This window comes from Streptomyces tubercidicus, from assembly GCF_027497495.1.
Taxonomy (GTDB): Bacteria; Actinomycetota; Actinomycetes; order Streptomycetales; family Streptomycetaceae; genus Streptomyces; species Streptomyces tubercidicus.
In genome coordinates, this window is sequence record NZ_CP114205.1 from 2,247,357 (window position 1) to 2,270,788 (window position 23,432).

The window sequence follows — 23,432 nt, forward strand, 5'->3', positions numbered from 1 at the left end:
CCTGCATCTTCGCGTCCCTGTATGCCCGAAGAGGACCATGACCAGTGACGAATCAACAGATTCATCCCGTACTCGGGGTGGGGTTCGGACCCGCGAACCTCTCCCTCGCGGTAACACTTGAAGAACTCGGCCATGGCGGCACCGCACACTTCATCGAGCGGGCCGACGGCTTCCAATGGCAGGAGCAGCAGCTGTTGCCCGGCGCGGACATCCAGAACAACCCGTTCCGCGACCTGGTGATGCAGCGTAATCAGTACAGCCGCTACACCTTCGTCAACTACCTTGCCGAGCAGGGTCAGTTGACCGACTACCTGCACCTGAACGCAAAGTTCCCGCTGCGGCGGGAGTACGCCGGTTACCTCGGCTGGGCGGCCGAAGCTTTCCGCGGCTCGGTGGACTACGGACAGTCCGCCACCGGGCTGTCCCTGATCACGGGGGATGACGGCGGCGAGCTGTTCGCGGTCCACACCGCGAGCGGCCGCCGCTACCTGGCAGAGACCGTCGTCATGGGCACCGGCCGCTCCCCGCGCATCCCCTACCCCTTCCAGGGCTTCCTGGGGCCGGACGTCTTCCACTCGACGCAGTATCTGTCCGCCATCGAGGGCCTGCGCGACCGGCGGATCAGGGTTGCCGTGGTGGGCGCCAGCCAGAGTTCCATCGAGATCATCCTCGATCTGCTGCGCCGCCCCAACGTCGAGCAGGTCACCTCCCTCCACCGCGGTATCGGATTCCGGCTCAAGGACACCAGTCCCTACAGCCGGCAGGTGTTCCTCCCGCAATTCGTCGACTACTTCCACCCGTTGCCCAGCGAGACCAAGCAACGTATGCGGGAAGAACTCCGGTCGATCAACTACGCGGCATGCGACCAGGACGTCATCGACCAGCTCGTCACTGTGCAGCGCGAGTACGAGCTGGCCGGGTCCGACCGCCTGCGGATGGTGCCGTTCTCCGAGACGGCCGAGATCACCCGGGCGCCCGGCGGCGAGCACCGGCTGCGGGTACGCGATGTCAACCACGCCACGGAACAGACCCTCGACGCCGACGTGATCATTCTGGGCACGGGGTTCCGCGACTTCGGCACCGGGCCGAACGACGAGCCCTACCACCCCCTGCTGGAGGGCATCGCCCACCGGTTCCCCCTCGACCGGGTCGGCGTTCCGGTCGTCGCACGGGACTACTCGATCGAGCTCACCGCCCAGGAGCACACGCCCACCCCGCGGCGGGTGTACCTCAACGGGCTGTGCGAGGCGAGTCACGGCATGGGAGACGCCGGAGCGCTGGCCATGCTCTCGGCCCGTTCCTCCGACATCGCCGAATCCCTGGTGGGCAAGGGCGAACGGACGGACGAACGGCCCCTGGTCGCCGGGGCGCTGCGGTGACGCAGTCCGTCGCCCGCGCGGATGTCGCCGTCGTCGGCGGCGGCATCATCGGCCTGGCCACTGCCGAACGGCTCACCGCGCAGCGACTGTCGGTGGTCCTGGTGGACGACTCGGGCATCGCCGGAGGAGCCACCGGGTCCTCCGGCGGGCTCATCCGCGCCTTCGACCCCGACCAGGACCACGCGTCCTGGGCGGCACAGGGCCTGGAGCTCTACCTCCGGCGTGGCTGGCGGGGCACCTGGCCGCAGGTGCACGAGCACGGCAGCCTGACCCTCCTGCGCACCGCGGACCTGACCCGGCGCAGCGCGCAGACCAGCGCGCTGCGCGCGGCCGGCCATGACCTCGCGCTGCTGTCCGCGGACGAAATACGCACCCGCTTTCCCGGGCTCGACGTACCCGACGACCTGGCGGGGGTGTACGAACCACGGGGCGGCTGGGTCCCGGCCCGGCAAGTGGCCCATGCGCTGCTGTGCGACGCGGGCCCCGGCCTGCGGGTACTGCGTGCACGGGCCACCGCCGTACGCACCGCCGACTCCCGCGTGACCGGCCTGGCCACCGATGCCGGCTCCGTACAGGCCCGCGCCGTCCTGCTCGCCGCCGGCGCCGGCAGCAGCCCGCTGGCCGCCTCTGTAGGAGTGCCCCTGCCCCTGCGCACCCGGTCGGTGGCCTATGGCCTCTTCGACCCGGGCATCAGCGCACCGAACGCCGCACTGCCGACCATCGTCGACGTCACCACCGGGGCGTGGGTGCGCAGATGGGATACGCACCCGACGCTGCTCGCCGGTGTGCGCTCCAGTGCCACCGACGTACCGGAGACCGTGCGCACGGGCATCTCGGCGCCGGAGGAAGAGCGTATCCGCGGGGTCCTGCGCCGGCGTCTCCCGTGCCTGGCAGACGCCCCCGCGGTGGGCGGACGCACCGCCTACGACGCGCAGGCCCTTGCCGGAGGCGGCGCGGTCACCGCCTGGCCCGAACCGCGCGGTCTGGTCACCGCCACCGGCTGGAACGGCGGCGGGTTCAAGCTCGCCCCCGCCGTCGGCGCCCACACGGCCGCCCGGCTCCAAGAGGTGCTGACATGACGACCTGGCATCTGAACCCTACCGACGAGATGCTGCACGCCGCGGAAGAGACCCTGGGTTCGTCCCGCGTGGTGCAGGTGCTGTGGAAGTTCCCGCAGCCCGTCTCCCACAGCGCGCTGGAGGCCGAGTGGCACCGGCTGAACCAGAGCCGGCTCAGCCGCCACGCCGTCCCTGGCCGCCTGCCGGTGGCGCGGCGCAGATGGGTCCGCGCCACCAACGAGGAACCCCTGCACACCGACCATCAGATGCTGACCGGAGCCACCGCACCGCGGTGGATCGACGAGCAGGTACGCGCCCCGATGTCCGTCGGCTCCACCGCCCTGTGGCGACTGGCGTCCGCTCCCTACGGGGACGGCAGTCTCGTCTCCCTCACCGTGCCGCACTTCCGCTGTGACGGCATGGGCATCTTCCATGCCCTCGCCACCCGCGGCATCGCTCCGTACGCACACCCCACCCCGGCGCACGAGGACGCCGCCGGTGACCTCGGTGAGGCCCTCGGTCAGGTGATCCGGGCCTGCACCGGCACCGCACGCTGGGGACTGAACCTGCTCGCCGGCCCGGGTAAGCGCGCCCAACTCGGCGCCGCCCTCGGCAACACCGCCGCCAGGCCCGCTGCGGCGGCCTCCGCGCCCCGCTTCTTCTCCTCGGCCCTCTTCGACGTACCGGCCGCGGACTGGGAACGGCAGGCCCGTGCCCACGGCGGCACGGCCAACAGCCTCTTCATCGAGATCGCCGCCAATCTGATCCGCCGCAACGTGCCGCGTGACCAGCAGGCCACGGTCGATGTCGGCATCCCCTTGAGCATGCGCGCACCGGAGGGCGACGGGCGCGCCAACGCCCTGGTCGTGCTGCCGCTGACCGTCCCCGGCGGCAGCCGGCCGCACCTCGACCTGCGCCACACCCGGACGGCGACCAGGGAACTGCTCCGGACCGCGGGCGAACACAGCGGCACGCTCGTCCCCGAACCGCTGTGGCATCTGCTGCCGGCCCGCTGGGCCAACCGGCTCAAGGCCCCGGGGGCTCAGCAGACCGACGTGGTCGCCTCGAATTTCGGAATGGCCCCGGAGCCGGTGGCGTGCTTCGGCGGCGGCCTCGCCGAGAGCGTCGGCCTGCGGACCATGAACGTCCCCGGGCTCGTCCCGGAAAAGGCCCGCTTGCGCGCCTCCCTGTGCCTGCTGCGGGTCGGCGAGCGCATGACCGTGACCGTCACCGGCATCCCCGATCACTTCGGAGACGCCGCCGACCTCGGCAGCCGCGTCACCGAGGAACTCGCCGCCTGGGGACTGGCCGGGCGGCAGTGGTGGACCCCGATCAGCCAACCGGCATGAGGAGAACCGAACGATGACCGCGCCACACCCCACCGCCGCAGTCCTGCCCGACCGGTGGTTCCGCACCCGTCCCGACTCGTCCGTGCACGACCGGCCCCGGCTGCTCGCCCGGTCCTTGATCGACGCGGCCGATCTGGACGATCGCATCGCCTTCTACGAGCGGCTGCTCGCCGTACCCGCCGATCTCCGTATGCCCATCCCCGACTTCGGCGGCCTGGAGCTGGCCGCCGTCGGAAACCTGCTGCTGATCGCCAGCGTCCGTCCGTTCACCCCGATCCAGCGGCGGACCGCTTACTCCCTCATCGTGCCGTCACTGACCGCACAGCTGGAGACCGTGCGCGCCGCAGGGGGCACCGTCCTCGAACCGCCCGAGGACATCCTGCCCGGCGCCCGGGCGCGCGTGCGCTACCCCGACGACGCCGTGGCGGAGCTGGTAGAACACCGCCCGCAGCCCGGCGAGACGCCCGCACCGTCGCGCACCGCGCCGCCCGACGGCGGCTCGCGGCCCGCACCGCGGCTTCTGGTGCGGCGTCAAGTGCCCCGGGCCGACTTCCACGACGCCGTCGCCCTCTACGAGAAGGTCCTGGAGACCTCCGCCCGGCCCCACGCCGGCCCGAGCGGCCATGACCTGGACGTCGCGGTCATCGGGAACCTGCTCCTCGTCGGCAAGGACGCCCGCGACCCGGCTGCCGACGCGGCCACCGCCATCGCGCTGCCGGCCCCCCACCCGCGGCAGCTCGTGGAGGCGTCCGCGCCCACCGGCTCAAGGGCCCTCATACCGCTGCCCGACGGGGGCCTGGCGGAGGTGTGGGACAGCACGGCCCTGGGTCTCTGACGGCGACCGGTTCACGTCCGAGACGGCATCATTCGGCAACGACCTGTCGACGCTGCCCAACTTCCCCGCCGAGATCCGGGCCCCCGCCGGGACCCTGCCGGGTGACGCACCGAATGTGCTGCTGGGCGCGGCCCGTATCGCACTGACCTACCGCACCCCCGTCTTCCTGCTCTCCGACGGCTATCTGGCCAACGGCTCGGAGCCGTGGCGGATCCCCGACGTCGAGGAACGGCCCGATCGTGCTGGCCGGCAACGACACCTGGACGGTCGTCGGCTGACCGAACGGATTCGCCCGTTCCGCGGGTGCCTCCGGTCAGCGGTCGGCGACCAGCAGAGTCTGCAGGATGCGGCCGCAGTCTCCGTCCGTGTCGTCGAGCTGCCCGAGCGCCAGGCCGGATCCCTGGGGGCTGGCCGCAGTCGCGGACCGCATGCAGAACCATTCACCGACCGGCTCTCGGTGCAACGCCAGCGTGACGTCGGTATTGATGACGAGCCCCTGCTGATGGTCGAGTTCGAAGGCCACGGCCCAGCTGCTGTCCGCCAGGGTGAGGGCGCGCGTCAGAGGAGTGTCTTCCTCGCCGGCTACCAGCGGGATCCGCTGCCGAGCCCAGGCCGTGCCCGGGCCGCGCGTGTCAAATCCTTTTCCTGGCTCGAACCGCCACTCCATTGCCGAGATGTAGCCGTCCATGTGGGCACCCGCCATCGTGTGCGCGGGCTGCGGGTGAGGCAGCTGCGGCGGGTCGGAAACCGGCCGCAGACGGGGGGTGGCGGCAGGGCTGCCGGCCACTCTCCAGGCCCGTGCCATCAGCACAGTCCTGCCGTCCGAGGTCAGCTCGCCCTCCAACAGCTCGGTGCGTCCGCCCGAGCGGAGGGTGCGGACCTCGGCCTGAAGGTCGCCTACGGGAACCGGGCGCGGCAGCTCCAGCGTGATGCGGGCGATGCGGAACCCCTCTCGGGCCGCGTGCCGCTCGAACGCCCGTCCCATCAGCGCAGAAGGAGGGCCGCCATGCTGCGCCTTCGGGCTCCACGGCCCCGCAGTGGAGGGGCTGCTCGCGTATCGGCCACCCCCCAGGGGCCGATAGAAGGATTCATGCGGTGAAGCAATTTCCGCCATTTCGAAAGCCTACCTTTCACAAACCATGACGAAGATCACCATACTTACCGGTAGGTACGTTCTTCAAGGAATTCGCGCCAGTGTGCAACCTCGCTTGAGAGCTCATTGACCAGCAATTGATGTAGTAGGCAAGCTGTCGGCATGGGGAATACCGTAGCTTTAGCACTCGCCGAGCATGTGTCACTCATCGAATTAGCGGCTCCGTGTGAGATTTTTGGTGTCGACAGATCTCCACTCACGAATTCTTGGTATGACTTCATCATCTGTGGTTCCGAAAATGCAAGAGTCGGCGGGTGGTTCCGGCCGGACGGTTATCGGAGCCTGGATGAATTGGTGACGGCCCACACCGTTATCGTCCCGGGTTCACCCAATACCCCCGGGAAACAGCCCGCCGACCTGGTCGAAGCGGTACGCGCAGCACACGACGCCGGCGCCCGGATCGTCTCCGTCTGCGCCGGGGCGTTCGTACTGGCCGCCGCCGGGCTTCTGGATGGCCGGCGCGCCACCACTCATTGGCTCTATGCCGACCTGCTGGCCGCGCGATACCCGCACGTCAACGTGGACCCGGACGTGCTTTACGTCGATGACGGCGACATTCTCACTTCTGCCGGGAAACTGGCGGGTATCGATATGTGTCTCCACTTGGTCCGACTCGACTACGGCGCAGCGGTCGCCAATGATTTGGCGCGACGACTCATCATGCCGCCGCTCCGCGACGGCGATCAGGCTCAATTCATCACCCCCCTTGCTACGCAAGGGATAGATCACGCCCTGGCGGAACTGCTGCCTTGGGTGAAAGCGCACCTGGACGAGCCGCTGACCGTGGTTGATTTGGCGCGGCGGGTCAATATGAGTACGCGCACCCTCAGCCGGCACTTCAATGCGGTTACCGGGAAAACGCCGCTGCAGTGGTTGCTCACGCAGCGGATTCAGCAAGCACACGAGCTCCTTGAGACCTCCACCTACAGCATCGAGCAGATCGCTGCGCAGACGGGAATGGGAACGGCGGCCACGCTGCGCCGCCATTTCAGCCGGGCGGTGGGGATGCCGCCGGACGCCTACCGGCGCGCCTTCCGGGCCGGGCAGGTTCCGGTGAAGTTCAGGCCGGTGGCACAGCAGGAGAGCCGCGGGGAAGCCTTGCCGCAAGCGTCCTGAGCGAGGTCGCACACTCTCCAGTTGTGTGGGCCGCTGACGGCCGGCCGGGGGGTACCAGCCATCAGCGGCGGTCGTGGGGCTCCAGGCCGCGCAGCCGGAGCCGGCCAGTGGTCACGGGCGGCAGGGTGCCCAAGAGGCGCCGGTGCCGCCCGGATTCCGAAGCGCATGCGGCGAGCCAGACCGGCCATGCGGCCTCGCAGGTGCGACGGGCCCACTCGCGTCCGAGGGAGCCAGGGCGAACCACCGCGTCATCGGCCAGGCAGTAGCTATCGAGAATCTCGGCGAGCGCCGGGGCCGGCTCAAGGAAGCTCACCAGGCTGCCCCAGGACAGTCCGTAGGCGGTGTGCTCTGTCCGGCCCCTGGCAGCCAGCGACTGGAGGGCCGAGCGCAGCACGGTACCGGCCCGCCGGGTCTGGTAAGGCTCGATGTCCCGCAGGAATGCGTCGAACTGAGGGTCGCCGATGCCGTCACCCAGGAGGGCGTAGTGGGCGTCGAGCTGGTCGAGAGCGTCGGCCACCTCATTGCTGATGAGCCACTTCTCATCCCACGGCATGGACGGGAACCTTCCTGGTCGTCGAGGCACGCGAGCATGCACATCGGAGTACGCCGACGCTGGTGCTGCGTGGTGTGCGCGGTGCGCCCCGGGTGCGGAGGCCCAGGAGCAAAGGGGTAGCTGCGGGGTGTCTTCCGAGCCCCCCGCCGTGGCCGGTTCCGGCCGCGGCGGGTCCGGGTCAGTGCGCGTGCGCCTGGCGGGTGCCGCGGTACGCGATGACTACGAGCGTGATCACGGCCAGCACGGCGGCGCCGACGAGGATGATGGGCGGCGAAAGGAACCCGGTGCACAGGGTGATCACGTAGGGGGCGAGGAAACCCAGGTATGCCAGGGTCCAGAAGTACGAGGTCAACCGAGCCAGCCGGTGCGCCGGCGCAAGAGCGGCGACCTCGGTGAGGCCGTAAGCGACGCACAGGCCGTAGCCCGCACCGAGCACCATCGACGCGATCAGAGCGACCACGGGCTGGGCCTGCGCCGCGGCGAGCGCGGCGATCAGCATGCCGAGGGCGACGGCGGCCAGTCCGATGGCACCGGTGGCGATGCGGTGCCGGGCAGCCAGCGAACGTGCGAAGGGCGCCACAATGATGCCGGCGCCGGGGGTGACAGCGGTGATCACACCGGCGTAAACGGTCTGCCAGCCCTCCAGGTCGGCGTCGACCAGGCCGGGCAGCGTAGCGAAGGCCACTGCCGGAGCGACGAATACCCACGGGGCCACGGGGGCGACCAGCCGGCGGAACTCGGCCGCCGAGGCGCGCTGCTCCCGCCGTGCACCGGGCGCGGGAGCCGCCGAGGCCTTGCCGGGGTGAGCCGGAGAGGATTCAGGGGCGCGGGCGGCGCTGAGCGCCGCGATGGCGGAGAGAATCAGGTGCGGGATGTAGGCGGTGACCATGGGGTGCGGCGCCCACTGGGCGATGAGGGAGGCGGCCAGGCCGCCGGTCGCGAAGCCGGCGGACAGAAACAGACCGGAACGACGGGCCGCCACCCCCGGGTTGGGGGCGGTGCCGTGCGGGGGCGAGGACAGCTCCTTGATCCACGCGCTGCCCGCCGACAGCAGGGCCCCCGCGCCGATCCCGGTCAGGAAACGCCCGGGCCACAAGAAGGCGGAGGCTGCGGGGCCGATCATCAGCAGACAGGTGGCCAGGGCCGAACTGCCCAACGCGAGAAAGACGATGGGCCGACGGCCCCGCCGGTCGGCGAGCGGCCCGCCCAGCAACAGCCCGGGGATGAGTCCCAGCACATAGATGCCGAACAGAGCGGTCGTGGTGGCCGTGGTCAGGCCCAGCTCGCTGCGGTAGGAACCCAACAGGGCGGAGAACTGGTTGGCGCTCCAGCCGGAGGCGGCCATCACCCAGCCCGCGCTCAGCCAGTACCGGGGTGCGGGCACGGGTGTGCCCGAGCCCATCGGTGGGGTGGGAGGGAACGCTGCGGGTGTAGTGGTCGGGGCGGCGTGCTTGCTCATGCCGACCGTTGTAACGGCCGGGCGGTGCCCGGCGCTGCCCCCGTTCAGGAATCCTGAATGCCCTCGTGACCAGGCGCAGAGCCGGCCGTATCGTGGCCCGTATGGATCTGCGGAAGCTGTCCTCCTTTCTGGCGGTGATCGAGGAGGAACACTACGGGCGGGCGGCCGCCCGGCTCTTCCTGTCGCCGGCCGCCGTCACCCTGCATGTACAGCAGCTGGAGCGGGAGTTCGGTACCCGGCTGCTGGACCGCGGCAACGGCCCTGTCGCGCCGACCGTCGCCGGACGCAGACTGGCCTCCCATGCCCGCACCCTGCTCGCTGCGGCAAATGCGGCCGTCGAGGACGTGACCGAGGCCGCCCTCGCTCCGCCGGCCGCAGCCCGCGCCTTGCGGGTGGGCATCATGGGTCACGGCTCGGCCGAGGTCACCCCGGCCGCCGTCAACGCCTTCCGCCGGGCTCGCCCCGAAGTGCCGCTGGAACTCGTCCAGTTGAACTTCACCGAACACATCAGTGCGCTGCGCGAAGACCGCGTGGACGTGGCCTTCGTCCGGCCCGCCTTCGAAGCCGAGGGCCTGGAGGTGGACATCCTCACCGCGGAACAGCGGATCGTGGCGGTCCCGACACGTTCTCACCTCGCGGACGCCGCCGAAACCGGTGTCCACCTGGCCGACGTCATCGACCTGCCCTACCTTCAGCTGCCCCAGCACACGCCTCGCAACTTCACCGACTACCTGTACTTCGAATCCGGCGAGCACCGTGCACCCGATTACGCCCTCACGCCTCAGGACATCCTCACGAGCGTCGCGGCGGGCCGTGGTGCCGGCTCCGGCCTGAAATCCTTCGCGCGCTACTACCCCTGGCCCGGCACACGCTATGTACCGGTGCTGGACGCGCCTCGTGCGCACAGCGTCCTTGCCACCCGCACCACCGACAACAATCCCGAAGTACGCATCTTCCGTGCCCTGACGGTGGCCCTGGCACGCGAGATGAGCACCGCTGAACAGGGGCAGGGGCGCCCGCACGGCAGGCGCCCCTGATTCCACTACGCCGAGGGCGCCATGTCGTAGGTGACCCACTTCGTCTGCTGCGCCACGCGGTCGTACTTGCTGCGCGCGCGGTAGTTGTCATCCATCGTGATCCAACGCAAGACGCTCCAGCCGCGCTCAGCCGTGATCTCCCGCAACCGCGTGAACAGCGCATCCACAGCACCGCTGCCCCGCAGCTCGGGAGTGACGAACAAGTCGTCGAGGAAGCCCCCCGTCGTCGCGGTCAGCGGGCGGGCGAACGGACGGTAGTGAGCAAGACCCACCGGAGCACCGGCCTCGTCACGCACCAGGATGCAATGGACCTCGTGCTCCGGGTTCATGATCCACGACCAGACGCGCTCGGCACGCGACTCCGGCATCTCCTTTCCGTAGAAGTCGGCATAGCCTTGATACAGCTTGCGCCAGTGCGCATAGTCGCCCTCGGTCGCCGGGCTGACGCTCCACGCCTGCTGGTTTCCGGTCTGCTGCATTGTCTTCCTTTCATTCGGCAGGGTTTCCTTCGGCACACAAGACCGCGATCAGCGGTGTCCGGAGCCCTGAATCCGGGCCGGGGCTCGTGAACAGCTTCTTGTGCAGGTCATCAAAGGCGCTGTGCGCGGGTCCGTTCGCGGGCAAGAGGGGCGAAGTCAGCCGACTTCTTCCAAGACTTTCTCGCTGCCGGCCGCCTTTTCCTCCTCACATTCCTCCAGTTGTTTGGCGAACTGATACCAGTCACGCGAACACGAGTAGGCGAGTTCCGCGACGGCACATCTCCAGCGTCTGGGAATCCACTTGACGAGCCGCTGCCTCTGCCGTTCGTCGACGTGTACGGCGAACAGGCGCAACAGGAGCCTGCCCTCCGTGGACATGCGCAACTGAGGATCCCGCATGAGGGTTTGCATCGCCCTCTTCCGGTCCAGGCCCTGAACGGCGGCGCCGGTGCCACCGCCCGTCGCGGTGCGGAAATTCGGTGCGGCATTCAGCTCGGCCTCGCGCTGGCGGGGAGGAACCGGATCTTCCTTACGCTGAAGGCGCTGACGCACATCACGCACGGTGCCGGGCGAGACGCCGGCCGCCATGGCGACCTCCCGCAGTGAGGCGTTGGGGTTCTCCATGAGGAGGGTGCTCGCCAGCCTGCGCCCCTCCGCGCTGTTGATCGGGCGCGCCTTGCCGTCCCGCCCGATCCGACTGTGCAACTGGGGAAGGTGCTCAGTTGCTGACCGCCGCCGAATCGCAGCGACGGTCTTGGCTGCCAGCCCGGTCGCCGCGGCAACCGCCCCATCGGACCACTCCGGATGCGACTTGACGATCCGTTCCGCCGCCGCGGTGCGGTCGGAGAGGGGCAGCGGCAAGCCATGGTGCACATTGCACTCAACAGCGAGCACAAAGGCGTCCTTCTCGTTTCCGTCAAAGAACCTGACGTCGATTTCATCCCGGCCCCGCAGGATCGCAGCGCGCAATCGATGCATTCCGTCAATGATTCTCATGGACGAACGATGCACGATGATCGGGGGAAGTGAAGCCCCAGACCGGGCAAGTGTATGAGCGTGCTCCGTATTTTCCCCAGCGAGGCGGGCCGAGTCTGCCATAGCCAGCGAATCGACGGATACGCTTTCAACATTCGGATCCAATAAACCGCTCTTGCATGAAGTGCTCATGGATGTTGCTTCCACAGTGACGCACCCTTCCCGCCGGAGCACTCGACGTGAACGGGGAGTTCGTTGCCCCGTCGGAAACCCCGAAAAACGCAGTTGATGTCTCCCGTTCCGCTCGCGAAGGGCTGCGGCTCAGGCAGCCGGCGAGCGCCGTTACATCGGATGGCCACCACAGTGGCTGTGAGATCGTCGTTCGCACTGCCCCTCGCTCAGTACGGCTTCGCTGTCTCTTGGCCGGCCTTGATCGAGTACGGGATCGACCAATGGGGTTCCGGTTCGGTACATACGAGTTGTCGTGCTCCGCCACCCGCTTTGGCTAGCGTTACTTCGCTACGCGACGCTGACCCTGAAGACCGTGCGTGTAGTGGGACCCGCTTCGAACACCCGCTGTGGCCATGCCAGTTGTCACCGACGCTAACGCCACCTCGACACGATCGTCAACTGGCGTTACCCTCTTCGCTCTCGGACTCGCCTGGTCCGCACACGCCCGTTGACAGCCGACACAGAAAGGCCGAGGTATCAAGTGGGAGAGGTTCCGCCCAGCCGGCTCGCCGACCGCTTGAACCGCCTCTTTGAGACGATTCACCCGCGTGGACGCGGTCCGTACAGCAACGAAGAGGTCGCCAAGGCCATCCGCGCTCAAGGCGGCGACATCTCCAAGCAGTACGTCGCCTACCTGCGCAAGGGACAACGAGACAACCCGCGTATGCATCACTTGGAGGCACTCGCGCGGTTTTTCGGGGTGAAGGCCGCCTACTTCTTCGATGACGAGGCCGCCACCGAGGTCGACGCGAAACTCAGCCAGCTCACCGCCCTGCGTGATGCGGGCGTCCATGCCGATGACCTGCTGGCACTCAAGGACGCAGGGGTCACCGAGGTGGCGGCACGAGCGGCCGGACTATCGCCGAAGGGGCTGAATTTCGCCTCGCTGCTGCTGGACCAGCTCCGCGAGATGGAAGGGCTCCCGCCCAAGCCCCCCGGCCATCAATGACGCGTGTACCGCCGCTTTCGGGGCGTACGGACGCAGAAGGAGACATGTGCGCGCAGTTGTGGTCAGGGGCTTCGGGGGACCTGAGGTCTTGCAGATCGCGGAGCTGCCCGCTCCAGAGGCCAGGCCTGGACATGTGCTGATCGATGTCGACCGGGCCGGGGTGAACTTTGCCGACATTCTCATGCGGGAGGGCACCTACATCACCGAGATCACGCTGCCCTGCGTATTGGGCAGTGAAGTGGTGGGCAAGCGGCGAAGCGACGGCCGGCGTGTCCTTGCCTTCACCATGCGGGGCGGCGGCTATGCGGAGTGCGCTGTCGCGCCGCGCGGGACGACCTTCACCGTCCCTGATGCCATCGACGACGGCGCTGCCCTGGCTCTGGCGGTACAGGGCAACACCGCCTGGCATCTGCTGCACACCTGCGCGCGGATCAGGCGCAAGGAGTCGGTGGTGATCTTCGCCGCGGCCGGCGGCGTGGGCACCTTGGCTGTGCAGCTCGCCCGGCAGGCCGGCGCCGGCCGCATCATCGCCGCCGCCTCCACACCCGCCAAGCGCAGGCTCGCCCTGGAACTGGGCGCTGACGTGACCGTTGACTCCGCCAGTGCGGACCACCTGGCCGAGCGGCTGATCGACGCCAACGGGGGTCACAGAGTTGACATCGTGCTGGAGATGACCGGCAGCCCGTCGCTCACGGCGTCGCTGGAGGCACTGGCACCCTTCGGCCGGCTACTGGTCTTCGGCTATGCAAGCGGCCGGGCAGCCACCCTTGACACCCGGGACGTGCTCGCGGGCAGCAAGAGCGTGATGGGGTTTGCCCTGCCGCAGATCTACCCCCGGCGCGGCATGCTCGCTCACTCGATGAACGAGCTGTGGAACGCGGCGCTCTCCGGCGCGCTGACCCCACACGTCGGCGGTCAGTACCCGTTGAGCGAGATTCAGCGCGCACACATGGATCTGCAGGCCCGCCGGACCACTGGCAAGCTCCTCCTGGATCCTGCGCGATAGCCCTGACGGACTGCCGCGATGCGCGCCGCACCGCGTCACTCACGCTGCCGCACCGCAACGGCCCCTTGGGGCCCGTGCCTCTCGTACGGAGATGAGTGGGCAAAGGCGTGCGCGACACGTTCCAGCCAGGCCAGTTCAGTGACCAGGTCGGTGGTGGAAGGGCTACTGCTCCCCTCGGTCCCCGGTTGTGCGCTCGGCGCTCCGTGCGCCTTCTCCCGCACTCCCAGCCTGATCGCGACGGCCTCCAGAGTCACCTGGAGGTCCTCCTTGTCGAGACCTGCCGCCCGTGCCTCCCGCGCCATGGCCGCCAGCTCGGCCGCATCCACGTAGGGCCGCAAGGCGCGCTGTCCGTCCCTGATCTCGATGATCAAACGGTAGAGGCGCATCTGAAGGTCGGGGACGAACCAGGGCGGGCGAGACGAGCGCCTCGGAAACAGCGCGATACCAGGAGTGGCCTGATAGAGCGCGAACCACAGGGGGTAGAGCCGACGCACGGACTGGTACTGCCGGCCCCGGGCCAGCAGGCGCTGCCCCCATCCCGGGAAGGTGCCACCGATGACCAGGACCAGGGAGCCGCCGATGGCGCAGACCGGCGCGCCGAGGACGGCTGCGGTGTCGAGGCGGCTCGTGCCGAACCAGCGGCCGGCCACGCCCAGCAGCTTGCCGAGGGGGTAGCCGGCCACGACGATGGACCCCAGCGCGGTCAGTCGCAGAGACCGGCGCAGCCACGGGCGGCTGAGGGCGTGGGACGGCGGCCATGTCAGCCGGGCGATGTTGGCCAGATTGATGATGTAGGTGGCCAAGTAGACCGCTATGTAGGCGTCAGCGTGGCGGACCCGGGCGAAGTGCACCTCGAAGTCGACGGGGTGTTCCCCTCGCAAGGGGCAGCCCAGGAACAGCACGATCATGGCCATGAGGGCCGTACAGAAAATGGCCCATACCCAGGGCGCCCTGCGGCGGGCCTCGGCAGGATCGTGGAACCAGCCCAGCAGCATCAGCTGGGTGCTCAGTGCACTGAGCACGATGCATCCGTTGCTCAGTAACGCACTCAGGTTGGCGATGCCCGTGAGGTGGTCGATTCGGACGTACAGCCATGGGGTGAGCCAGACCCACGCCAGTGCGGTGCACAGCCGGGCCGCGCACAGCGCCTTGAGCGCGGCATTACCGGGGTCCTGTCGAAGGTCTCGGAGCTTGTAGCCGAGGGCCAGGAAACTGGCCGCCGCGCAGACCGGATGCGCGAAGTTGAAGGCGGCAATGACCCCGGGGATCACGCAGGACCTTCCCGGCGGTGATGCAAGGAACGCTCCAGCCGGCCCACGAGTTCCATCATGTCCGGGGGAACCGTTGGTGGCCGGGGCGACCACTGGCTGACCCGGCGCAGAACTTGCGTGGCAAAGTACTCGGCTGCCCATTCCTCGGCGTCGGCGTACTGGCTGCGGCCGAACATGTGCTGGATCAGCAGAGGATCGAGGTCGTCAGGCAGTGTGTGACGCGCTTGCGGGACCGGCAACCGGGTGGAGATTGCCTCGTGATCCCATAACAGGTGCCCTAACTCGTGGGCGATGACATGCGATTGGTGCATCGCCGTCGTGTCCGCCTCGTAGAAGATGTAGTCGGCCTCAAGTGTGGAGACGAGCAGTCCGACCGGGCTCTCGGCCGGCAGGGCCATCGGCGCCAGTCGGATCGGGCGCCCGCGGCTCGTCCCCAGCCGTTGGCACAACACGCCGATATCGAAGGGATCCGGAAGATCGATGCTCCGTATGAGCGCCTCGCATTGACGACGCAGCCTCCTACGCCTGATCAGGCCCACCCCCTCCATGGTCCGTCACCGCGCGACCGCGCCAGTGAACGACGTACATACCTGGGTGCCCGTCTTCATCTGGACGCCCGGACTCGACTTCGCATGGGCTTCCTGTGCGGAAGCGCGCGTGCCCCCGCGCCTGCCCACCCGCAGACACCTACGGAGGCGGTGCCGTGGTGGCCCTCACCACCCCGCGCGGCGCCGGCTGACATCACGGGGAACACCCCCCTCCCCTCTCGCACTTGAGTCAATGACTGTAGTACCTCCGCGCGGAGGTACTAGATCACTTCGGCCACGGCTTACCAGGACCGCCCGTGGACGAACTTGGTCAGTGAATCGGGCCGGCCACTACAGTGGTTGTCCCCTGCATCGACCGTGAGAGGAATGTGATGCGATGGAGGCCGAGGGCCGCGAGCCGGTCAGCCTGGCCGAGAAGCTGGATCGCCTGTTCAGCGTGCGCAGTCGTGAGCGGGGCAGGTCGCTCTCCGTCAACGAGGTCGCCACAGCGCTCAACATCAAGGCCGGGAAGGCGGTGATCTCGGGCAACTACATCTGGCACTTACGCAAAGGGAAGCGGGACAATCCCACCAAGCGTCATTTAGAGGCGCTGGCCGAGTACTTCGACGTTCCAGCTGCCTACTTTCATGATCGCCAGGAAGCTCCCTCCAGTACAGACGCCACCGCCCAGCAGGCTCAGCAGCGGGAGACCGCCGGCGAGAAGGACGGTCCCGCCGAGCACCGGCTGGCGCTGGCGGAGAAACTCGATCACCTGCTCAGGCTGCGCACCCGGCCGAGCGAGGGCGGCACGCCACCCCACGAAGAGTTGGCCGGCAAGATCACCGCACAGTCCGGAGAGCCGTTCTCCGGCGCGTACCTCTCCCAGCTGCACTCCGGGGAGTGCGCCAACCCGACGCTGCGTCATCTCTCCGCTCTGGCAGCGTACTTCGAGGTGCCCGTGGCGTATTTCACTGACGACGAGGTGGCCCGGAGAGTGATGGACGACGACCTCTTGGCCAGCCAGGACCTGGACAGATCCATGGCCGAGGCAGGGGTGAGCGCCGTGTATCTGCGGGGCGATCTCGCGGCCTTGTCCCCGGAAGGGAAACGGATGGCCGCGGACATGATCCGGCAGATCCGTGAACTGGAGCGGGGCGCGCAGCAGCCACCGTCACCGCCGCAGACCTGAGCCGAGGTGGTGATGCGATGCAACGCAGCTACCGGATCACATGTCCTACCGTCCCGACGAGCCCAGGAGAACCGCAGCCGATGCGCTGGAGGCGTCTGCGCCGCCGATGCCGGCGAGTGATCGACAGCCTGTCCCTGCCCGAGCCCTTTTCCGTCCAGGAGCTGTGTGCCCGCCTCGCAGAGGAGCGGGGCCGTCCGCTGCATCTCCTCCCACTGCCGACGCCGACAGTTCCCGGCACGCCGTCGGGCATGTGGCTGACCGCCGAGCACGGCGACTACATCTTCTTCGACGAGCAGACCAGCCCCCTGCACCAAGAACACATCATCGTGCACGAGATCGGGCACGTGGTGTGCGACCACCGATCAGCGGGCGATGACCAGCGGATGTATCGGCACATCGACCTCGCGGATCCGCACTCCATCCGGCAGGCCCTGCCCCGCCTGCGGTACTCCGATGAGCAGGAACGGGAAGCCGAGATGATCGCCAGCCTCATCCTGGAAGCCATCGGCCGGGTCCCCGCCCCGACGCCGATGTCCGGGTTCCTGGGCGGGCTGGAGTCCGCCATGGGATTACGGGGACCCCGACCTGCGGGAACGTCATGCCCACGTGGATAGAGACGGTTGGTGTCACCACCCTGTGGGTGGTGGCGATCGTCCGGGTCCCCCAGGGCATCCGCAGCCGAGAGCAGCGGCCCCTGTGGTTCGCGCTCGTCACGATCGCGCTCGCGATGTCGATGCACCTGGACCCGGTCACCGCTGTGTTGGCGCACCTGGTTCCCAGCGCGCACTGGGTCGACTTGACCACGCACCTGTTCAGCATCGTCGACGCCGCCGCCGTGCTGTGGTTCATCCTTCAGGCGGCGGGACGGCCCCGCCCCGCCACCGTGGTGTTCGGCACGGCCTTCGCGGTCATGACCGCACTGGTGCTCCTGGATATGGGTGCACCCCCGCACGCCCGGAACCAGATCGCTCCCTCAACAGCGACACCGAGTGTCCCGGACTCCTACTGGTGGATCTTCTTCGCCTTCCATCTGGCCGCGGACACCACCTGCGGCCTGGTGTGCTGGAGCCAGGGCCGACGCGGCGCACCCCGGCTGCTGCGCTACGGGCTGCGTCTGTTCGGCACCGGCCTCCTCCTGGCCTCGCTGCTGTGGATCCTCAAGCTCGCCTATCTGCATACTCGTTCGGCGGCCTGCGCCTCGTTGTTCTCGCCCGTTACCGGCGTCGAGGCGTTGTTCCTGGCGACCGGAGCCGCACTCCCCGTCCTGAGCCGGATCAGGACACATCGGCAGCACCAGAAGGCATTCCGAGACCTCGCGCCGTTGTGGCGGGACCTCACCGCCGCCGCCCCAGACGTGATCTTCGGGCCGGGCAACCGGCTGCTCTCCGCGGCTACCCCCCTCCAACTGCGCTTGTACCGGCGTGTCATTGAGATTCGGGACGCGATGATCGCGCTGCGGAGCTACGTCACCCCCGCCGCCCTCGACCTGGCCCACCAGCACCCCGCTTCCGGGCACTCAGCCGAGGCCCATCTCACCGCCTGCTGGCTCACCGCCGCCCTGCATGCCCGACAAGGAGGCCGCACACCGCAACCCCAGGCAGCCAACCTGGCCGGCCCCGGCGCCCAGGACCTCACGGAGGAGATCCACCATCTTCTCCGGGTCGCAGCCGCCTACCGGTCACCCTCCGTCCAGGTCTACAAGACATCGCTCCTCGAAACGGCCTGGCGCGAGAACAACCAGCACAGAGAATGACGAGAGGAGGCTCACCGCGCGAATCCGGCCTGCCCCCATGGGTGTGGTGAGCTCTCGCGGCCGGCGCCCGCCTGGCTCATCCCTCCAGCACCACACTCACAACCCCACGATCCCGTTCCACTCCTTGGCGAACTCGGTCCGCTCCTTCGACGTGATATCGCGCGCGATGACCAGCCGCTTGCGCATCGCGTCATCGGGGAAGATCAGCGGGTCCTCGGCGAGGGCGGCGCGCTCCTTGTCCTTGGAGGAGGCGAGAACGTCCCGCGCGGCCGGTACGGGGCAGACGTAGTTGACCCAGGCGGCCAGGTCCGCGGCCACCTCCGGGCGGTAGTAGTAGTCGATCAGCCGCTCGGCGTTGCGCTTGTGCTCGGCGAGGTCGGGGATGAGCAGGCTCTCCGCCCAGAGCTCCGCGCCCTCCTCGGGCACCACGAACTCGATGTCCGGGTTGTCGGCCTGGAGCTGGATCACATCGCCCGAGTAAGCCTGCGCGGCGAGCACATCGCCGGAGTCCAGGTCCTTGATGTAGTCGTTGCCGGTGAACCGCCTGATGTGGCCCTTGCTCACCAGGCGGCGGATCCGGTCGGTCATCCGGTGGAAGTCATCGGCCGTCCAGCGGGTGATGTCCACCCCGTTGCCCTGCATGAGCATGGCGAATGATTCATCGAGCCCGGAGAGCAGGGTGACCCGGCCGCGCAGATCGTCCTGCCACAGGTCGGCGGTGTGCTTGATCTCCCGGCCGAGCTTCTTCCGGTTGTAGGCGATGCCGGTGATGCCGGACTGCCAGGGCACCGAGTGCTTGCGGCCGGGGTCGAAGTGCGGGTTGCGCAGCAGCGGATCGAGGTGCCGGGCGACCTGCGGCTGGGCGGCGCGGTCCATTTCCTGCACCCAGCCCAGCCGGACGAACCGGGCGCACATCCAGTCGCTCATGACGATCAGATCGCGGCCGGTGCTCTGGTGGTTCATCAGCGCCGGGCTGACCTTGCCGAAGAACTCGTCGTTGTCGTTGATCTCCTCGGTGTACGTGACGGAGATGCCGGTGTGCCGCTCGAAGGCGTCCAGGGTGGGACGGCGCTGCTTGTTGCGGTCGTCGACGTCGATGTAGAGCGGCCAGTTGGCGAAGGTGAGCGTGCGGTCCCGTGCCGACCGGTCCGGGCTGCCGCGGTCCGCCGCCTCGACGTAGGCCGGCGGCACCCCGCATCCGGTCATGGCGGCCAGCGCCCCCGTCACACCCAGTCCGCCCATGCCCCGGAGCAGCGCCCGCCGCGAAAGATCAGCCATGGCGAGCACTCTCACGTGCCGCGGGCGGAGGCGGCAAGAGACAGAGCGTCCATTGCCGGGCCTCCGCCCGCGACGGTGTGTCGAGCGTTCCGTGCTGCCCGACGGTGCAGATCCCCGGATCGGCCGGTGGGCCGGCCCGGTCGGCCGGCTCAGCCGTCCAGCGAGGTCATCACATGCTTGATCCGGGTGTAGTCGTCGAAGCCGTAGGCCGAAAGGTCCTTGCCGTAACCGGACTTCTTGAATCCGCCGTGCGGCATCTCGGCGACCAGCGGGATGTGGGTGTTGATCCACACACAGCCGAAGTCGAGGCTGCGGGACATCCGCATGGCGCGGGCGTGGTCCTTGGTCCACACCGAGGACGCCAGCGCGTACTCGACGCCGTTGGCCCACTCCACGGCCTGCTTCTCGTCGCTGAAGGACTGGACGGTGATGACCGGGCCGAAGACCTCGTGCTGGACGATCTCGTCGTCCTGCTTGAGGCCGGAGACGACGGTCGGAGCGAAGAAGTAGCCCTTGTCGCCGACCTGTTCGCCGCCCGCCTCGATCTTGGCGTGTGCGGGCAGCCGCTCGATGAAGCCCTTGACCTGCTTGAGCTGGTTGGCGTTGTTGAGCGGGCCGTAGAGCACGTCCTCGTCGTCGACCGCGCCGGTCTTGGTCTCCGAGGCGGCCTTGGCCAGCGCGGCGACGAACTCGTCGTGGATGGACTCGTGTACGAGGACGCGGGTGGCGGCCGTGCAGTCCTGGCCGGCGTTGAAGTAGCCGGCGACCGAGATGTCCTCGACGGCCTTGGGGATGTCGGTGTCCTCGAAGACGACGACCGGGGCCTTGCCGCCCAGCTCCAGGTGGACCCGCTTGAGGTCCTTGGACGCGGACTCGGCGACCTGCATACCGGCACGCACCGAGCCGGTGATCGAGGCCATCGCCGGGATCTTGTGCTCGACCATCAGCCGGCCGGTCTCGCGGTCACCGCAGATGACGTTGAACACGCCGCGGGAGTGGCCCAGTTCGTCCAGCACGCTGCCGATGATGTCGGCGATCAGCACCGTGGAGGCGGGAGTGGTGTCGGACGGCTTGATGACGACGGTGTTGCCCGCGGCCAGCGCCGGGGCGAACTTCCACACGGCCATCATCATCGGGTAGTTCCACGGCGCGACCTGGGCGCAGACGCCGACCGGCTCACGGCGGATGATCGAGGTGAAGCCCTCCATGTACTCGCCGGCCGAGCGGCCCTCCAGCATCCGGGCCGCGCCCGCGAAGAAGCGAATCTGGTCCACCATCGGCGGGATTTCCTCGGACCGTACGAGCGCGACCGGCTTGCCGCAGTTCTCCGACTCGGCGGCGATCAGCTCCTCCGCCCGCTCCTCGAAGCGGTCGGCGATCTTCAGCAGGACCTTCTGGCGCTCGGCCGGGATCAGGTCACGCCAGACGGGGAAGGCGGCCTCGGCGGCAGCCATCGCGGCGTCCACATCGGCGGCGCCCGAGAGCGGGGCGGTGGCGTACGCCTCACCCGTGGCGGGGTTGACCACCTCCGTGGTCCGCCCGTCGGCGGCGTCCCGGAACTCCCCGTCGATGTAGTTGCGCAGACGACGCAGTGCGGTGGTCACTGTGCGCCCCCTTCAGTCAGAAGTCTGGTGGTTTGGACATCCACCCTAGCCATGCAACCCACGTTTTCAACACACCCGCCACTCAGAGACAACGGAATCAGTGAAATTTCGATCGCGACACGACTAATTTCATCGCTTTAGGGTTGCGATACAGACGATGCTCGTGCACAGTGAACGCCGTGGCTCCCCGTAACAGTCATGACCGAACCGTCACCCCGTCGATCGACTCCGTCTCCCTGGCGATCATCGAGCAGCTCCAGGAGGACGGGCGCCGTCCGTACGCCGCGATCGGCAAGGCCGTGGGCCTGTCCGAGGCGGCGGTACGCCAGCGCGTACAGAAACTGCTCGACCAAGGCGTGATGCAGATCGTCGCGGTCACCGACCCCCTCACGGTCGGCTTCCGTCGGCAGGCAATGGTCGGCATCAACGTCGAAGGTGACCTCGACCCCGTGGCCGATGCCCTGACGACCATGGAAGAGGTCGAGTACGTCGTCATGACGGCAGGCTCCTTCGATCTCCTCATCGAGATCGTCTGCGAGGACGACGACCACCTTCTGGAAATGATCAACAAGCGGATCCGCACGCTTCCCGGCGTCCGATCCACCGAGAGCTTCGTGTACCTCAAGCTCCGGAAGCAGACCTACACCTGGGGAACGAGATAGCAATGAGCGGCGACCTCTCCAAGACGGCATACGACCACCTGTGGATGCACTTCACCCGCATGTCGTCGTACGAGAATGCCCCCGTGCCCACGATCGTGCGCGGTGAGGGCACCAACATCTACGACGACAAGGGCAAGCGCTACATCGACGGGCTCGCCGGCCTCTTCGTGGTCAACGCCGGCCACGGCCGGGTGGAGCTCGCCGAGACCGCCTACAAGCAGGCGCAGGAGCTGGCCTTCTTCCCCGTGTGGTCCTACGCCCACCCCAAGGCGGTGGAGCTCGCCGAGCGGCTGGCGAACGAGGCCCCCGGTGACCTCAACAAGGTCTTCTTCACCACCGGTGGCGGCGAGGCCGTCGAGACCGCCTGGAAGCTGGCCAAGCAGTACTTCAAGCTCACCGGCAAGCCGATGAAGCACAAGGTGATATCCCGCGCGGTGGCCTACCACGGCACCCCGCAGGGCGCCCTGTCCATCACCGGCCTGCCCGGTCTGAAGGCCCCGTTCGAGCCGCTGGTCCCGGGTGCTCACAAGGTCCCGAACACCAACATCTACCGCGCGCCGATCCACGGTGACGACCCCGAGGCCTTCGGCCGCTGGGCCGCCGACCAGATCGAGCAGCAGATCCTCTTCGAGGGCCCGGAGACCGTCGCCGCGGTCTTCCTGGAGCCGGTGCAGAACGCCGGCGGCTGCTTCCCGCCGCCCCCCGGCTACTTCCAGCGGGTCCGCGAGATCTGCGACCAGTACGACGTGCTGCTCGTCTCCGACGAGGTCATCTGCGCCTTCGGCCGTCTCGGCACGACGTTCGCCTGCGACAAGTTCGGCTACGTCCCGGACATGATCACCTGCGCCAAGGGCATGACCTCGGGCTACTCCCCGATCGGCGCCTGCATCATCTCCGACCGCCTGGCCGAGCCGTTCTACAAGGGCGACAACACCTTCCTGCACGGCTACACCTTCGGCGGCCACCCGGTCTCCGCGGCGGTCGGCGTCGCCAACCTCGACATCTTCGCGCGCGAGGGTCTCAACCAGCACGTCCTCGACAACGAAGGTGCCTTCAAGAGCACCCTGGAGAAGCTGCACGACCTGCCGATCGTCGGCGACGTCCGCGGCAACGGCTTCTTCTACGGCATCGAGCTCGTCAAGGACAAGACCACCAAGGAGTCGTTCAACGAGGAGGAGACCGAGCGCGTCCTGTACGGCTTCCTCTCCAAGGCGCTGTACGACAACGGTCTCTACTGCCGTGCCGACGACCGTGGCGACCCGGTCATCCAGCTCGCCCCGCCGCTGATCGCCGACCAGTCCGTCTTCGACGAGATCGAGCAGATTCTGCGCACGGTCCTCACCGAGGCATGGACCAAGCTCTGACCCTCGCGGCACCTTCCGTTCCCCTCGCACACAAGTGAATATCCAGCGGCTCAGATTCACTCACTTCAAGCCATACGAGTGAATCTGGGCCGTTGTGCTGCCAAGCGGCGAATACCGGGGGTCACCACTCCTTACCGTGCTTGTGACCGATACCCTCCATGGTCGTTCACCCGGTCGGGGGAACGATCCGACGCCTACAACAAGA

22 protein-coding genes are annotated in these 23,432 nt (G+C 68.2%); 13 read left to right on the forward strand and 9 right to left on the reverse strand.

Annotated elements, in window-relative coordinates:
• Positions 1-44: 44 nt before the first annotated feature.
• The 4 genes from STRTU_RS09440 to STRTU_RS09455 are packed head-to-tail and all read left to right on the forward strand — an operon-like array spanning position 45 to position 4,621.
• The gene (locus STRTU_RS09440) at positions 45-1,379 is read left to right on the forward strand and encodes a SidA/IucD/PvdA family monooxygenase (RefSeq protein WP_159743139.1); all 1,335 of its coding nucleotides are present in this window, start codon (positions 45-47) and stop codon (positions 1,377-1,379) included.
• Positions 1,376-2,458: an NAD(P)/FAD-dependent oxidoreductase gene (locus STRTU_RS09445; protein WP_159743140.1), complete on the forward strand. Its 1,083-nt coding sequence runs from the start codon at positions 1,376-1,378 to the stop codon at positions 2,456-2,458. Before STRTU_RS09440 ends, STRTU_RS09445 begins: the two co-directional genes overlap by 4 nt.
• Positions 2,455-3,786, forward strand: a complete 1,332-nt coding sequence (locus STRTU_RS09450) for a hypothetical protein (protein WP_159743141.1) — start codon at positions 2,455-2,457, stop codon at positions 3,784-3,786. Before STRTU_RS09445 ends, STRTU_RS09450 begins: the two co-directional genes overlap by 4 nt.
• A 13-nt stretch (positions 3,787-3,799) precedes the next feature.
• The gene (locus STRTU_RS09455; RefSeq protein ID WP_159743142.1) at positions 3,800-4,621 is read left to right on the forward strand and encodes a VOC family protein; all 822 of its coding nucleotides are present in this window, start codon (positions 3,800-3,802) and stop codon (positions 4,619-4,621) included.
• A 313-nt stretch (positions 4,622-4,934) separates the two neighbouring features.
• On the opposite strand, the gene STRTU_RS09460 is transcribed toward STRTU_RS09455, so the two are convergent.
• Positions 4,935-5,735, reverse strand: coding sequence for a thioesterase family protein (locus STRTU_RS09460; protein WP_159743143.1), 801 nt, complete (start codon positions 5,733-5,735; stop codon positions 4,935-4,937).
• 141 nt (positions 5,736-5,876) lie between these two features.
• Between STRTU_RS09460 and STRTU_RS09465 the strand changes: the two genes are divergently transcribed.
• A complete protein-coding gene (locus STRTU_RS09465) occupies positions 5,877-6,890 on the forward strand; it encodes a GlxA family transcriptional regulator (RefSeq protein ID WP_159743144.1) in 1,014 nt (337 codons plus the stop codon).
• Between the two features lie 61 nt (positions 6,891-6,951).
• On the opposite strand, the gene STRTU_RS09470 is transcribed toward STRTU_RS09465, so the two are convergent.
• Both STRTU_RS09470 and STRTU_RS09475 read right to left on the reverse strand, forming a co-directional pair.
• Entirely contained in the window at positions 6,952-7,443 is a 492-nt protein-coding gene (locus tag STRTU_RS09470; protein WP_159743145.1) for a hypothetical protein, read from the reverse strand.
• A gap of 178 nt (positions 7,444-7,621) precedes the next feature.
• Positions 7,622-8,902, reverse strand: coding sequence for an MFS transporter (locus tag STRTU_RS09475; RefSeq protein WP_246240299.1), 1,281 nt, complete (start codon positions 8,900-8,902; stop codon positions 7,622-7,624).
• Between the two features lie 101 nt (positions 8,903-9,003).
• Here STRTU_RS09475 and STRTU_RS09480 point away from each other — a divergent pair, with 101 nt between their 5' ends.
• Positions 9,004-9,939, forward strand: a complete 936-nt coding sequence (locus STRTU_RS09480) for a LysR family transcriptional regulator (RefSeq protein WP_159746799.1) — start codon at positions 9,004-9,006, stop codon at positions 9,937-9,939.
• Positions 9,940-9,944: 5 nt separating this feature from the next.
• On the opposite strand, the gene STRTU_RS09485 is transcribed toward STRTU_RS09480, so the two are convergent.
• Together STRTU_RS09485 and STRTU_RS09490 are read right to left on the reverse strand one after the other, a co-directional pair.
• Positions 9,945-10,418 (reverse strand): GNAT family N-acetyltransferase, encoded by a 474-nt coding sequence (locus STRTU_RS09485; protein WP_159743146.1) that lies wholly within the window; start codon positions 10,416-10,418, stop codon positions 9,945-9,947.
• 156 nt (positions 10,419-10,574) lie between these two features.
• The gene (locus STRTU_RS09490; protein WP_246240302.1) at positions 10,575-11,414 is read right to left on the reverse strand and encodes a ParB/RepB/Spo0J family partition protein; all 840 of its coding nucleotides are present in this window, start codon (positions 11,412-11,414) and stop codon (positions 10,575-10,577) included.
• Between the two features lie 691 nt (positions 11,415-12,105).
• Between STRTU_RS09490 and STRTU_RS09495 the strand changes: the two genes are divergently transcribed.
• Both STRTU_RS09495 and STRTU_RS09500 read left to right on the forward strand, forming a co-directional pair.
• Positions 12,106-12,573 (forward strand): helix-turn-helix domain-containing protein, encoded by a 468-nt coding sequence (locus tag STRTU_RS09495; RefSeq protein WP_159743147.1) that lies wholly within the window; start codon positions 12,106-12,108, stop codon positions 12,571-12,573.
• Between the two features lie 133 nt (positions 12,574-12,706).
• A complete protein-coding gene (locus tag STRTU_RS09500; RefSeq protein ID WP_246240305.1) occupies positions 12,707-13,579 on the forward strand; it encodes a quinone oxidoreductase family protein in 873 nt (290 codons plus the stop codon).
• 35 nt (positions 13,580-13,614) lie between these two features.
• On the opposite strand, the gene STRTU_RS09505 is transcribed toward STRTU_RS09500, so the two are convergent.
• Both STRTU_RS09505 and STRTU_RS09510 read right to left on the reverse strand, forming a co-directional pair.
• Positions 13,615-14,850 carry an MAB_1171c family putative transporter gene (locus tag STRTU_RS09505; protein ID WP_159743149.1) on the reverse strand — a complete coding sequence of 412 codons (1,236 nt, stop codon included), beginning with the start codon at positions 14,848-14,850 and terminating at the stop codon, positions 13,615-13,617.
• Positions 14,847-15,389 carry an ImmA/IrrE family metallo-endopeptidase gene (locus tag STRTU_RS09510; RefSeq protein WP_159743150.1) on the reverse strand — a complete coding sequence of 181 codons (543 nt, stop codon included), beginning with the start codon at positions 15,387-15,389 and terminating at the stop codon, positions 14,847-14,849. The genes STRTU_RS09505 and STRTU_RS09510 overlap by 4 nt, the downstream gene beginning before the upstream one ends.
• A 385-nt stretch (positions 15,390-15,774) precedes the next feature.
• Here STRTU_RS09510 and STRTU_RS09515 point away from each other — a divergent pair, with 385 nt between their 5' ends.
• The 3 genes from STRTU_RS09515 to STRTU_RS09525 all read left to right on the forward strand — a co-directional run bounded on the left by STRTU_RS09515 (position 15,775) and on the right by STRTU_RS09525 (position 18,319).
• Entirely contained in the window at positions 15,775-16,566 is a 792-nt protein-coding gene (locus STRTU_RS09515) for a helix-turn-helix domain-containing protein (RefSeq protein ID WP_159743151.1), read from the forward strand.
• Positions 16,567-16,646: 80 nt separating this feature from the next.
• Complete coding sequence (locus STRTU_RS09520; protein WP_159743152.1) at positions 16,647-17,180, forward strand: M48 family metalloprotease; 534 nt, start codon at positions 16,647-16,649, stop codon at positions 17,178-17,180.
• Positions 17,165-18,319, forward strand: a complete 1,155-nt coding sequence (locus STRTU_RS09525; RefSeq protein ID WP_159743153.1) for an MAB_1171c family putative transporter — start codon at positions 17,165-17,167, stop codon at positions 18,317-18,319. Before STRTU_RS09520 ends, STRTU_RS09525 begins: the two co-directional genes overlap by 16 nt.
• 96 nt (positions 18,320-18,415) lie before the next feature.
• On the opposite strand, the gene STRTU_RS09530 is transcribed toward STRTU_RS09525, so the two are convergent.
• Complete coding sequence (locus tag STRTU_RS09530; protein WP_159743154.1) at positions 18,416-19,597, reverse strand: polyamine ABC transporter substrate-binding protein; 1,182 nt, start codon at positions 19,595-19,597, stop codon at positions 18,416-18,418.
• A gap of 149 nt (positions 19,598-19,746) precedes the next feature.
• Positions 19,747-21,201: a gamma-aminobutyraldehyde dehydrogenase gene (locus tag STRTU_RS09535; protein WP_159743155.1), complete on the reverse strand. Its 1,455-nt coding sequence runs from the start codon at positions 21,199-21,201 to the stop codon at positions 19,747-19,749.
• A 170-nt stretch (positions 21,202-21,371) separates the two neighbouring features.
• Between STRTU_RS09535 and STRTU_RS09540 the strand changes: the two genes are divergently transcribed.
• Together STRTU_RS09540 and STRTU_RS09545 are read left to right on the forward strand one after the other, a co-directional pair.
• Positions 21,372-21,863, forward strand: coding sequence for an Lrp/AsnC family transcriptional regulator (locus STRTU_RS09540; protein ID WP_371873577.1), 492 nt, complete (start codon positions 21,372-21,374; stop codon positions 21,861-21,863).
• 2 nt (positions 21,864-21,865) lie between these two features.
• Entirely contained in the window at positions 21,866-23,227 is a 1,362-nt protein-coding gene (locus STRTU_RS09545; RefSeq protein ID WP_159743157.1) for an aspartate aminotransferase family protein, read from the forward strand.
• Positions 23,228-23,432: the final 205 nt, after the last annotated feature.

Coding starts and splice junctions, on each gene's coding strand:
- STRTU_RS09450 (WP_159743141.1), top strand. CDS start 2,455: ATGACGACCTGGCATCTGAACCCTACCGACGAGATGCTGCACGCCGCG.
- STRTU_RS09455 (WP_159743142.1), top strand. CDS start 3,800: ATGACCGCGCCACACCCCACCGCCGCAGTCCTGCCCGACCGGTGGTTC.
- STRTU_RS09460 (WP_159743143.1), bottom strand. CDS start 5,735: ATGGCGGAAATTGCTTCACCGCATGAATCCTTCTATCGGCCCCTGGGG.
- STRTU_RS09465 (WP_159743144.1), top strand. CDS start 5,877: ATGGGGAATACCGTAGCTTTAGCACTCGCCGAGCATGTGTCACTCATC.
- STRTU_RS09470 (WP_159743145.1), bottom strand. CDS start 7,443: ATGCCGTGGGATGAGAAGTGGCTCATCAGCAATGAGGTGGCCGACGCT.
- STRTU_RS09475 (WP_246240299.1), bottom strand. CDS start 8,902: ATGAGCAAGCACGCCGCCCCGACCACTACACCCGCAGCGTTCCCTCCC.
- STRTU_RS09480 (WP_159746799.1), top strand. CDS start 9,004: ATGGATCTGCGGAAGCTGTCCTCCTTTCTGGCGGTGATCGAGGAGGAA.
- STRTU_RS09485 (WP_159743146.1), bottom strand. CDS start 10,418: ATGCAGCAGACCGGAAACCAGCAGGCGTGGAGCGTCAGCCCGGCGACC.
- STRTU_RS09490 (WP_246240302.1), bottom strand. CDS start 11,414: ATGAGAATCATTGACGGAATGCATCGATTGCGCGCTGCGATCCTGCGG.
- STRTU_RS09515 (WP_159743151.1), top strand. CDS start 15,775: ATGGAGGCCGAGGGCCGCGAGCCGGTCAGCCTGGCCGAGAAGCTGGAT.
- STRTU_RS09520 (WP_159743152.1), top strand. CDS start 16,647: ATGCGCTGGAGGCGTCTGCGCCGCCGATGCCGGCGAGTGATCGACAGC.
- STRTU_RS09525 (WP_159743153.1), top strand. CDS start 17,165: ATGCCCACGTGGATAGAGACGGTTGGTGTCACCACCCTGTGGGTGGTG.
- STRTU_RS09530 (WP_159743154.1), bottom strand. CDS start 19,597: ATGGCTGATCTTTCGCGGCGGGCGCTGCTCCGGGGCATGGGCGGACTG.
- STRTU_RS09545 (WP_159743157.1), top strand. CDS start 21,866: ATGAGCGGCGACCTCTCCAAGACGGCATACGACCACCTGTGGATGCAC.